We start from the raw sequence: 10224 nt of genomic DNA on the forward strand, positions 1-10224 counted from the left end.
TGTCTTATGCTTTGACCAAAAAGATATACCTGCTTTACTTGAACTTAAAGATCGTGGTGTCCAAAATGGTGTTCCCAATCTTGCAATTCTCTCTGGTGATGAAGTGAGACGCTTGGAACCTGCTGTAACTGACCAAGTTGTTGCTGCACTGTATGCACCTACTGGTGGCATTGTATGCCCATTTAACTTGACTATTGCACTTGCTGAAAATGCACATACTAATGGAGTTGAGTTCCACTTTAACACTCCTATTACTTCTATTAAGAAAGAAGAAGATTACTTTGTACTTACGTCTCCTTGTCAAACTTACCAAGCTAAAGTGGTTGTTAATGCTGCTGGTGTATTCAGTGATACTTTAAATAATATGGTTAGCGCTGACCAATTCACTATTATACCTAGAAAAGGTGAGTATAACCTCTTTGATAAATATGTAGGACATTTGGCTAGTCATACTTTATTCCAACTTCCAACTAAACTTGGAAAAGGTATCTTAGTTTCTCCTACTATTGATGGTAACTTACTTGTAGGACCTAACGCAGTAGACCAAGATGATAAAGAAGATTTAGATACAACTAGACATGGCTTAGATGATATTATGCAAAAAGCACTACTTAGCGTAAAATCTATTCCTCTTAATATGGTGATCACTTCTTTTAGCGGACTTCGTGCCCGTTCAGAATTAGATGACTTTATTTTAGGTGAAGCTTCTGATGTGCCTAACTTCTTTAATGCCGCAAGCATTGAGTCTCCTGGACTTACTTGTGCACCACTTATAGGTAAATATATTACCGATCAAATTTGCAACAAATTAAATCCACCTCCAAATCCTCACTTTAATCCTAAACGTAAAGGAATCATTAGGTTTAATGAATGTTCTAAGGAGGAACAAGAGAAACTTATTCAATCTAATCCTCTCTATAGCAAGATAGTCTGTAGATGTGAATCTATTACAGAAGCTGAAATTGTAGATGCCCTTACACGACCTCTAGGTGCCCGTGATCTAGATGGTATAAAACGTAGAACACGGGCCGGTGCTGGTCGTTGCCAAGCTGGGTTCTGCCTTGTTCGCAATATGGAGCTTCTTGCAGAGTATTTAAATATACCTCTTATGGAGGTTAGCAAATTTGGTAAGTCTTCTACCTTTTTAGTTGGTCGTAATAAAGAAGATCTTTAATCTAGGAGGTGTACTATGCAAAGCTATGACTTAATCATTGTTGGTGGAGGTCCTGCTGGTTTAGGTGCTGCTCTAGCTGCTAGAAAAAAAGGCATTCAAAATTTACTTATTATAGAACGTGAAGCTTATCTTGGTGGGATTTTAAATCAATGTATTCATAATGGCTTCGGCCTTCATACTTTCAAAGAAGAACTTACTGGTCCAGAATATGCCGAACGATTTGTAAGTGCGATTCATAAGGAAAATATACCTTACTTACTAGGCACAATGGTCTTAGATATTACTCCTGATAAAGTAGTTTATGCACTCTCTCCTACAGAAGGTTTACTTACTTTAAAGGCAAAAGCGATTATTCTTGCTATGGGATGCCGTGAAAAGCCTCGTGGTGCGCTTACTATTCCAGGTAGTCGATGTAGTGGTATATTAACTGCTGGTACTGCTCAAAAGTTAGTGAATATGCGTGGTTTTATGCCGGGTAAAGAAGTAGTTGTATTAGGTTCTGGAGATATTGGCCTTATTATGGCAAGACGTATGACTCTTGAAGGTGCTAAAGTCAAAGCTGTAGCTGAGCTTCTTCCATACTCTAGTGGTTTAAAGCGTAATATTGTGCAATGTCTAGATGATTATGGCATCCCTCTCTTACTTAACCATACTGTTACCAAGGTTCATGGTAAAGATAGATTGACAGGAGTTACTATAGCTAAGGTAGATGAAAGTAAAAAGCCTATCCCTAATACTTCTACCTTTATTCCTTGTGACTTACTCCTTCTTTCTGTAGGTCTTCTACCAGAAAATGAACTCTCTCGCAAAGCTTCTATAGAACTTTCTCCTATTACAGGTGGAGCAATTGTAAATGAAATCTTAGAAACAAGTACACCTGGCATCTTTGCTTGTGGCAATGTCCTTCATGTTCATGACTTAGTTGACTATGTAACAACTGAAAGTGAAATAGCTGGTGCACATGCTGCAGACTATATTCTTAGTCATACTCATTCTTCTACTACTGGCAAAATACCAATTCTTGTAACAGAGGGTGTGCGCTATAGCGTACCTCATTTCCTAACTTCTGCTCCTACAACACCTATTACATTTCGCTTTAGAGTAGATAAAGTCTATAAAGATGCTTATAAATGTCTCTATATTAATGACATGCGTGTTATGAAAAAGAAAAAACGTATTTTTACACCAGGTGAAATGGAAGACCTTATCCTTACACCGAATCTCCTAGCTAAACATCCTCATATTACTTCCATCACTTTAAAGATAGAAAGGAGTTAAGCTATGAAAACAGTTGAACTTACATGTATTGGTTGCCCTCTTGGCTGTAGTCTTACCGCAACTCTAGATGACGATAAGGTCATAAATGTTACAGGCAACTCCTGCAAAATTGGTGTAGATTATGCTCATGAAGAATGTACACACCCTACTAGGGTTCTAACAACTACTTTACCTGTACGTGATGGTAACTTTCCTCGTGTAGCTGTTAAAACAAAGAAACCCATTCCTAAAACCAAGATTAGAGCTTGTATGAAAGCACTCAAAACACTAGAAGTTCGTGCACCTATTAATGTTGGTGATATCTTATGTAAAGATTTAGCCAATACAGGTGTAAGTGTTGTGGCTACTCAAAAAGTCTCTAAGATTGTTTAATACCTTTTAGTTCTAGCCCTAATTCTTGTCTCATAAACTTAATTAAAGGGCTAATCTTAAAATTAGCATAAACTTACTCTTCATTTCTTATTTTGGCACCCTGTTTTACAGACTCTTCTATTCCTTTCCTAGATGCACTAAAATTCAATTTTTCTTTTTCTTTGAGTGTACCCATTATACATGGGTTATTAGATTTATAGATAGAAGTACTGGGGCTCTATCTATTTCTACATTCTCTATGATATGATGGGATTAACTTCTATTTATTCTAAGGGGGTATTTTATTTATGCCAAAGTATATCATGTCGTTAGATCAAGGAACTACTAGTTCAAGATGTATTCTTTTTAACGAAAAGGGTCTCATTGAAAGTGTAGCTCAAAAAGAATTTACTCAAATTTATCCTAAAGCTGGCTGGGTAGAACATGATCCTGCTGAAATTTGGTTTACCCAAATTAGCGTTGCTACAGAAGCAATGCAACATATTAATGCTTCTGCAAGTGATATCGCTGCTTTAGGTATTACCAATCAACGTGAAACAACTGTTGTATGGGATAAGGCAACTGGTAGACCTATCTACAATGCTATCGTATGGCAATGTAGAAGAACCTCCGAATACTGCGATAGCCTTAAAGAAGAAGGCTATGACCAAGTTATTAAAGACAAAACTGGTCTTATCTTAGATGCTTATTTTTCTGGCACTAAAGTTAAATGGATTCTAGATAACGTTGAAGGTGCAAGAGAAAAAGCTGAACGTGGCGAACTTCTCTTTGGTACCATTGATACTTGGCTTATTTGGAATCTCACAAATGGCAAAGTTCATGTAACGGACTATTCCAATGCTTCACGTACCCTCCTATTCAATATTCATACATTAAAATGGGATGAAGACATCTTAGCTAAATTAAACATTCCACTTTGTATGCTCCCAGAAGTTAAACCTTCTAGCTGTGTATATGGAGAAACTGATCCTTCTCTACTTGGTGGAGCTATCCCTATTGGTGGTGCTGCTGGTGACCAACAAGCTGCTCTTTTCGGTCAAGTTTGTCATAAACCAGGTACAGCCAAAAATACTTATGGCACAGGTTGCTTCTTGCTTATGAATACAGGTGAGCAGGCTATTACTTCTAAAAACGGCCTCCTTACTACAATCGCTTGGGGACTTGATGGTAAAGTTGAATATGCACTTGAAGGAAGTATCTTCATTGCAGGTGCAGCTATTCAATGGCTAAGAGATGAGTTACGTATGATTGACCATGCTTCTCATACTGAAACTTATGCTAAGTCTGTTCCTGATACTAACGGTGTATATGTGGTTCCTGCCTTTACAGGACTTGGTGCACCTTATTGGGATCAGTATGCACGTGGTACAGTGGTAGGTCTTACTCGTGGTGTTAAAAAGGAACACTTTATTCGTGCAACATTAGAATCTCTAGCTTATCAAACTTATGATGTACTTAAAGCTATGCAAGAAGATTCAGGCATTGAACTTAAAGCACTCAAAGTAGATGGTGGCGCCTGTGCAAATAACTTCTTAATGCAATTCCAATCTGACATTCTTGGTGTTCAAGTTGATAGACCTGAAATTATTGAAACAACAGCTCTTGGTGCTGCATACCTTGCAGGTCTTGCAGTAGGATACTGGAAAGACAAAGAAGATATCAGTAAGAACTGGGCACTTTCAAGAAGCTTCATACCAAAAATGGATACAAAGAAATGTGACGAACTACTTGTTGGCTGGCATAAAGCTGTTAAATGCTCTCTAGGTTGGGCTAAATAATTAAGAGAAGTTGTTAAAAAGTATTTAATTCGAGGGGGAATTGAATGATGTCAACATTCTTTGCAGAGCTTTTAGGAACTATGATTCTTATACTTTTAGGTAATGGCGTTGTTGCCAACGTAAATCTTAACAAATCAAAAGGTAAAGGTGGCGGTTGGATCGTTGTTGCTACAGGTTGGGCACTTGCTGTTGCTATTCCTGTATATATCTTTGGCCCTATTAGCGGGGCACACTTTAACCCTGCTGTAACTATTGCCAATGCAGCAATTGGTAATTTTGCTTGGGCAGATGTACCTATGTACATTATCGCTCAAATGATTGGTGCTATTATTGGTGCATGTCTTGTATTCCTTCATTACCTTCCACACTGGAAGGAAACTGAAGATAAGGCTACAAAACTTGCATGTTTTGCAACAGGTCCAGCTATTCCTTCTACAATCGGAAACTTTATTTCTGAGTTTATCGGAACATTTATTTTAGTATTTGCATTACTCGGTATTGGTAACACAGTTATGGTAGACGGACTTTCTCCTATGGTAGTAGGTCTTGTTATTTGGGTAATCGGCTTAACACTCGGTGGTCCAACTGGTTATGCTATCAACCCTGCTCGTGACTTAGGTCCTCGTATTGCTCATGCACTCCTTCCTATCCCAGGAAAAGGTGACTCTGACTGGAAATATGCTTGGATTCCAGTTGTTGCACCAATAGCTGGTGGCGTTGTAGCCGCTTTAATATTCGCAGCTATTTTTTAAAATTTAAACTGTTATAATTTATCTACTCTACGAAGTAAAATAATAAGGGCATGCCACTCTAGATTTATTACGACGGATTTTGGGCTAAACTATTTTTGTTTCTCCTCCTATCCTGAAAGATATCTAGAGGGCTATGCCCTTTTATTATAGGAAGTAAAGCATTAATAATTATCATTGAAAATGTTTAGGGGGCTACTATGAAAAAGATCATTAATAATCCAAGTCAAGTTGTAGAAGAAATGTTAGAAGGTATTGTATGTGCTTATCCTCATGCTATTAAACGTTTGCCTGGCACACAAGTTCTTGTACGTGCAAATAAAACAGATCATAAAGTTGCCCTTGTAAGTGGTGGCGGAAGTGGACATGAACCTTCTCATGGTGGATTTGTAGGAACGGGTATGTTAGATGGTGCTGTAGCTGGTGCTGTATTTACATCACCTACACCTGACCAAGTTTATGAAGCCATTAAAGCCGTTGATAATGGAAGTGGTGTACTCCTTATTATTAAAAATTATACAGGAGATGTACTCAACTTTGAGATGGCTGCTGATCTTGCCATGATGGATGGGATTGAAGTAGAAAAGGTTATCGTTAATGATGATGTAGCTGTAGAAAATAGTACTTGGACTACAGGTAGACGTGGTATTGCAGGTACACTCTTTGTACATAAGATTGCAGGTGCAAAAGCAGAAGCAGGCGCACCTCTTAGCGAAGTTAAACGTGTAGCTGAAAAGGTTATTGCCAATGTCCGTTCCATGGGAATGGCACTTTCTGCTTGTACAGTACCAGAAGCCGGCAAACCTAGCTTTACACTTGCTGATGATGAGATGGAAATCGGTCTAGGTATTCACGGTGAACCAGGTACTCATCGTGAAAAAATTAAAGAAGCTGATGCTATTGTAAGTGATTTATTAGATAAAATCTTTCTTGATCTACCACTTCAAGCTCAAGATGAAGTAGCTGTTCTTGTAAATGGCTTAGGTGCAACCCCACTTATGGAACTCTATATTGCTAATCGCAAAGTAAATGAAATCCTTACTTCAAAAGGAATTATACCCGTTAAAACATTGGTAGGAAACTATATGACTTCTATTGAAATGGCTGGTTTCTCCATTTCACTTCTAAAGTTAGATGATGAACTTAAAGGCTTACTTGAAGCACCTGCTAATACACCTGCACTTGTACAATATTAATTCAAGTAAATTCATCTTTTTAATACATTAAAGAGCTATAAAACTTCTATTTGTTCTATAGCTCTTCTTCTATCATTAAAATTGTTCAGTTCTCTTTAAAAACTATTCATTAAGGACTACTAATCGCTTACCAGCCTAATTGTTTTGTTTTATTAGTGAAATGGGTATCATCATTCTTAAAGATAATATGACACTCACCTTTTTCGTCACATTCAATTTTTGTAAGCGTTGTTTGCCCCATAACCTCTTGATTCACATCTTGATCCTTAAAGTAATACATTAAGGCTTTTAAAGTAATGCCGTGAGCTACAATAAGTATTTCTTTTCCTTTGTTTACTTCAATAATCTCATCCATAGCCTGTCTTACTCTATCCCTTACTTCCTCTAGGTTTTCACCACCTGGAGCTGACATAGTTGTATGACCTTCCATAATCAGATTAATATTCCACTCAGGATTTTCTTTTGTAATCTCTTCTGTCTTTCTTCCTTCATATTCTCCAAAGCCCATTTCCATAAGTCCATCGCAAGTAATGACTTCTACTGATTTATCACCCTTTAAAATATGTGCTGTATGTAATGCCCTCTCAATTGGACTTGAGTAAATAACATCTATGTTTAAGTCTTTTAAACGCTCTTTGAGTTCTTCAGCTTTTTGGATTCCTTCTTGTGTAAGTGGTGAATTACCTCTTCCTTGTAAACGCTTTTCTATATTCCATTCTGTCTGTCCATGTCGTGTTAAATAAATTGTTGTTTTCATTTTACTGCCTCGTTTCTATACACTGTATATGCTATTCATTATTTATTATAAAAGCTTTTTATATTTATAGGAAGTTTAAAAACGTTAAAAAAGATAATATAACTTAAATGATAAGTTTAATGGAAATTAAGTTATAAAAAAGAGGTACTGTATTAACAGCACCTCTTATAGCTTATTCATTTTCCAAGCATTCTCAGCTTCCTCTATAATACTCTCTATAGGATCTTCAATACTTGCTTGCAGCGCTGCTACAATACTTCCCTCAACAATAGGAGCATTCACAATATGTATATTGGATTTCATCTTTTCATCCCCTAATAAATCCATAGCCATTTGTGTACTTAATACACTACTCCCTAAATCTACAAACACAAGTACACCTTCTTCTGTATACACACTATAAAGCCCTTCCATAATACGTACTGCATCTGTACCTATACTTCCATCATCAAGTCCACCTACAGCCTTTATTGGAAGCCTTTCATCTGCCATTTGCTTAGCTACCTCTACTGCACCTTCTGCCAATGCCTTACTATGCGATACAATTAAAATACCTATCATCTCTTATGCCTCCTGTCTTACTAAAACATCTGTAATAGATTGAAGCATAATCAATGTAGACGTCGCCCCTGGATCTTGATGCCCTATACTACGTTCACCTAGATAACTCGCTCTACCTTTTCTTGCTGCAATAAGCTTGGTAGACTCTACGCCACCTTCAGCTGCCTTACATGCTGCTTGCATACATTCAACTGTAGATTTACCTTCATTAATTCCTTTAAAGTAAATCTCACAAGCTGGTTCTAAAGCATCAATAATGGTTTTATCCCCTCTTGTAGCTTTCCCTCTTTCTTGAATCCCCTCTAAGCTAGCCCTTAAGATTATACCAAGTAATTCACCATCTACTTGTTCATGATTTCTCGTTGCCATTGCTGCCTTTAAAAAAGCACTTCCATACAAGGGACCTGATGCACCTCCAACTGTAGATATAATAATCATACCTACTTTTTTCAAGCTATCACTTATACTCATTTCTTCATCTACATTCAGTTTGCTCATTACATTACTAAAGCCTCTTGCCATATTAATGCCATGATCTCCGTCACCTATTTCACGATCTAAATCTGTTAAGAAGTCCTTGTTTGCTTGTATATTGCTTGCAATTTCACTAATCATTTTATAGAATACAGCATTCATCAAATCACTCCTATAATAAGTCTTATTTTATTATACGAGCTCTATCCTCTAGAAATAACCTTTTCACAAAATTGTTCTTTACCTAAACGATCAATAAGAAAACCTAGCTTTTCTCCTGGCTCTGCATACTCCTCATAAACTAAAATCAAGCGATCAATATATTCTAATGCTTCTCGTTCTGTTAGCCCCGTAGCCAAAACATCTGCAAGTCTTGGGTGAAAGCCTGCTGATCCACCTGCTGTTACCTTATAACCATCTTTATCACCAATAACACCAATATCCTTACTATATACACTTCCACAAGCATTTAGGCATCCTGCTACACCTATTTTTGTACGGCAAGGCATCTCTTTCCACTGATATTTGTTAGAAAGCTTCATTCCTATTCCAATACTATTTACCTTAGAACGCTTACAAAATCCAGCTGGACACATCTCAACATTCTTTATAGAGTTTTGTTCCTTAACTGCTGGCACCATCCCAAGCTCTTCCCATATATGTGGGATATCTTCTTCTTTTAAATTAGTAATAAGGATACGTTGACCTGAGGTAATCTTTACAACGCCCTTATATTTTTTAGTTACTTCCCCTATCTTAATTAAATGATCTGCTGTAATAAAGCCACCTGGTATATGTGGTGTAATTGCATAAGTACGTTTTCCGTTTCTAATCTTTTGTAAATTAGCCATAAGGTCTCCTTCTATATACTCATAATAACTACGATAAAGTTTAATACACAAGCTTATCTCTACTTCATATAAATATCTTTAAATAATTTAATAGGTTCTTGCTGTTCACTATGAACTCCAATATGTTTTTCCATCCATACCATATCATACCACCTATTAAATTTATAGCCACATTTATGAAATCTTCCTATAAAATCGTATCCTAACTTTTCATGAAAAGAAATACTCCCCCTAGTCAGATATTCATCCTCTACTTCTGGATAAGCAATGCATGCATTCAAATTTAATATTCCTTGTTTTTTTAAGCTTGTTTCTAAAGCATCATATAACTTACTTCCAATTCTCATACCTTTTCTATTCATTTTTACATAAATAGAAGTCTCTACAGCCCAGTCATATGCCTCTCTACTTTTAAAAGCTCCTGCATACGCATAGCCTAGTATTTCTCCATTACTTTCTGCTACTAAATAAGGATATTTTTTTAAAGTATTTTGGATACGATCTTCGAATTCTTTAACTGATGGTACCTCATACTCAAATGTAATTGCAGTTGTCTCTACATAAGGAGCATAGATTTGCAACAACTCTCCTGCATCCTGAGCTGTTGCAACCCTAATATTTATCATCGAATTTGTCATTTCTATTCCTCCTCAAATTTTCATTTATTGATTTGTAATTTTTCTTAGCTTTAATTTAATATATTACCAAATATTATAAAATAAATATACGAATAAAGCCTTATAAACTTTAGAAGTTTATAAGGCTTTAGAAATTGCGGAGTCAGGACTTGAACCTGAGACCTTCGGGTTATGAGCCCGACGAGCTGCCAACTGCTCCACTCCGCGTTATTATGTTGTTATGTCAGCTTTTCTAGCTATAAAATAAAAATTTGGCAGCCACCTACTCTCCCGGTCCGTCTCCAGACAAGTACCATCGGCCGACTAGGTCTTAACCTACGTGTTCGGTATGGGAACGGGTGTGTCCCCTAGTCGCATCGCCACCAAAAATATTTGAGTATTCTTTTTCTTATACTC

11 protein-coding genes, 1 tRNA gene and 1 rRNA gene (1 of these 13 running past the window's edge) are annotated in these 10224 nt (G+C 36.9%); 6 read left to right on the forward strand and 7 right to left on the reverse strand.

The window, feature by feature from the left end:
* The 6 genes from BN2390_RS00150 to dhaK form a co-directional block, all read left to right on the forward strand.
* Nucleotides 1–1174, forward strand: the 3' portion of a protein-coding gene (locus tag BN2390_RS00150; protein ID WP_053982356.1) for an NAD(P)/FAD-dependent oxidoreductase. Its footprint begins 263 nt before the window's first position; only the last 1174 of its 1437 coding nucleotides appear in the window; its start codon lies beyond the left edge, outside the window; its stop codon occupies nucleotides 1172–1174.
* Between the two features lie 15 nt (nucleotides 1175–1189).
* A complete protein-coding gene (locus BN2390_RS00155) occupies nucleotides 1190–2452 on the forward strand; it encodes an NAD(P)/FAD-dependent oxidoreductase (protein ID WP_053982357.1) in 1263 nt (420 codons plus the stop codon).
* A gap of 3 nt (nucleotides 2453–2455) precedes the next feature.
* The gene (locus BN2390_RS00160) at nucleotides 2456–2824 is read left to right on the forward strand and encodes a DUF1667 domain-containing protein (protein ID WP_053982358.1); all 369 of its coding nucleotides are present in this window, start codon (nucleotides 2456–2458) and stop codon (nucleotides 2822–2824) included.
* A gap of 287 nt (nucleotides 2825–3111) precedes the next feature.
* Nucleotides 3112–4602 carry a glycerol kinase GlpK gene (glpK, locus tag BN2390_RS00165; RefSeq protein WP_053982359.1) on the forward strand — a complete coding sequence of 497 codons (1491 nt, stop codon included), beginning with the start codon at nucleotides 3112–3114 and terminating at the stop codon, nucleotides 4600–4602.
* Nucleotides 4603–4649: 47 nt separating this feature from the next.
* On the forward strand, nucleotides 4650–5354 hold the full coding sequence (locus BN2390_RS00170; protein WP_053982366.1) for an MIP/aquaporin family protein: 705 nt from the start codon (nucleotides 4650–4652) through the stop codon (nucleotides 5352–5354).
* A gap of 197 nt (nucleotides 5355–5551) precedes the next feature.
* A complete protein-coding gene (gene dhaK, locus BN2390_RS00175) occupies nucleotides 5552–6547 on the forward strand; it encodes a dihydroxyacetone kinase subunit DhaK (protein WP_053982360.1) in 996 nt (331 codons plus the stop codon).
* Nucleotides 6548–6674: 127 nt separating this feature from the next.
* Here dhaK and BN2390_RS00180 read toward each other — a convergent pair whose 3' ends face one another.
* From BN2390_RS00180 to rrf, 7 genes are all read right to left on the reverse strand, one after another.
* Nucleotides 6675–7304 carry a histidine phosphatase family protein gene (locus tag BN2390_RS00180; RefSeq protein ID WP_053982361.1) on the reverse strand — a complete coding sequence of 210 codons (630 nt, stop codon included), beginning with the start codon at nucleotides 7302–7304 and terminating at the stop codon, nucleotides 6675–6677.
* A gap of 165 nt (nucleotides 7305–7469) precedes the next feature.
* Nucleotides 7470–7865, reverse strand: coding sequence for a dihydroxyacetone kinase phosphoryl donor subunit DhaM (dhaM, locus tag BN2390_RS00185; RefSeq protein ID WP_053982362.1), 396 nt, complete (start codon nucleotides 7863–7865; stop codon nucleotides 7470–7472).
* Nucleotides 7866–7868: 3 nt separating this feature from the next.
* On the reverse strand, nucleotides 7869–8501 hold the full coding sequence (dhaL, locus tag BN2390_RS00190) for a dihydroxyacetone kinase subunit DhaL (RefSeq protein WP_053982363.1): 633 nt from the start codon (nucleotides 8499–8501) through the stop codon (nucleotides 7869–7871).
* Nucleotides 8502–8542: 41 nt separating this feature from the next.
* Nucleotides 8543–9190, reverse strand: a complete 648-nt coding sequence (locus BN2390_RS00195) for a nitrite/sulfite reductase domain-containing protein (RefSeq protein ID WP_053982364.1) — start codon at nucleotides 9188–9190, stop codon at nucleotides 8543–8545.
* Nucleotides 9191–9249: 59 nt separating this feature from the next.
* Nucleotides 9250–9828, reverse strand: coding sequence for a GNAT family N-acetyltransferase (locus tag BN2390_RS00200; RefSeq protein WP_053982365.1), 579 nt, complete (start codon nucleotides 9826–9828; stop codon nucleotides 9250–9252).
* Nucleotides 9829–9962: 134 nt separating this feature from the next.
* Nucleotides 9963–10035 (reverse strand) — tRNA-Met (locus BN2390_RS00205).
* Nucleotides 10036–10077: 42 nt separating this feature from the next.
* A 5S ribosomal RNA gene (gene rrf / locus BN2390_RS00210) occupies nucleotides 10078–10195 on the reverse strand.
* Nucleotides 10196–10224: the final 29 nt, after the last annotated feature.

It is taken from the genome of Niameybacter massiliensis (assembly GCF_001282685.1).
Taxonomy (GTDB): domain Bacteria; phylum Bacillota; class Clostridia; order Lachnospirales; family Cellulosilyticaceae; genus Holtiella; species Holtiella tumoricola.

Bases quoted from the DNA above. Each gene is read 5' to 3' on its own strand.
- BN2390_RS00155 (WP_053982357.1), top strand. From the start codon at position 1,190: ATGCAAAGCTATGACTTAATCATTGTTGGTGGAGGTCCTGCTGGTTTA.
- BN2390_RS00160 (WP_053982358.1), top strand. From the start codon at position 2,456: ATGAAAACAGTTGAACTTACATGTATTGGTTGCCCTCTTGGCTGTAGT.
- glpK (WP_053982359.1), top strand. From the start codon at position 3,112: ATGCCAAAGTATATCATGTCGTTAGATCAAGGAACTACTAGTTCAAGA.
- BN2390_RS00170 (WP_053982366.1), top strand. From the start codon at position 4,650: ATGTCAACATTCTTTGCAGAGCTTTTAGGAACTATGATTCTTATACTT.
- dhaK (WP_053982360.1), top strand. From the start codon at position 5,552: ATGAAAAAGATCATTAATAATCCAAGTCAAGTTGTAGAAGAAATGTTA.
- BN2390_RS00180 (WP_053982361.1), bottom strand. From the start codon at position 7,304: ATGAAAACAACAATTTATTTAACACGACATGGACAGACAGAATGGAAT.
- dhaM (WP_053982362.1), bottom strand. From the start codon at position 7,865: ATGATAGGTATTTTAATTGTATCGCATAGTAAGGCATTGGCAGAAGGT.
- dhaL (WP_053982363.1), bottom strand. From the start codon at position 8,501: ATGAATGCTGTATTCTATAAAATGATTAGTGAAATTGCAAGCAATATA.
- BN2390_RS00195 (WP_053982364.1), bottom strand. From the start codon at position 9,190: ATGGCTAATTTACAAAAGATTAGAAACGGAAAACGTACTTATGCAATT.
- BN2390_RS00200 (WP_053982365.1), bottom strand. From the start codon at position 9,828: ATGACAAATTCGATGATAAATATTAGGGTTGCAACAGCTCAGGATGCA.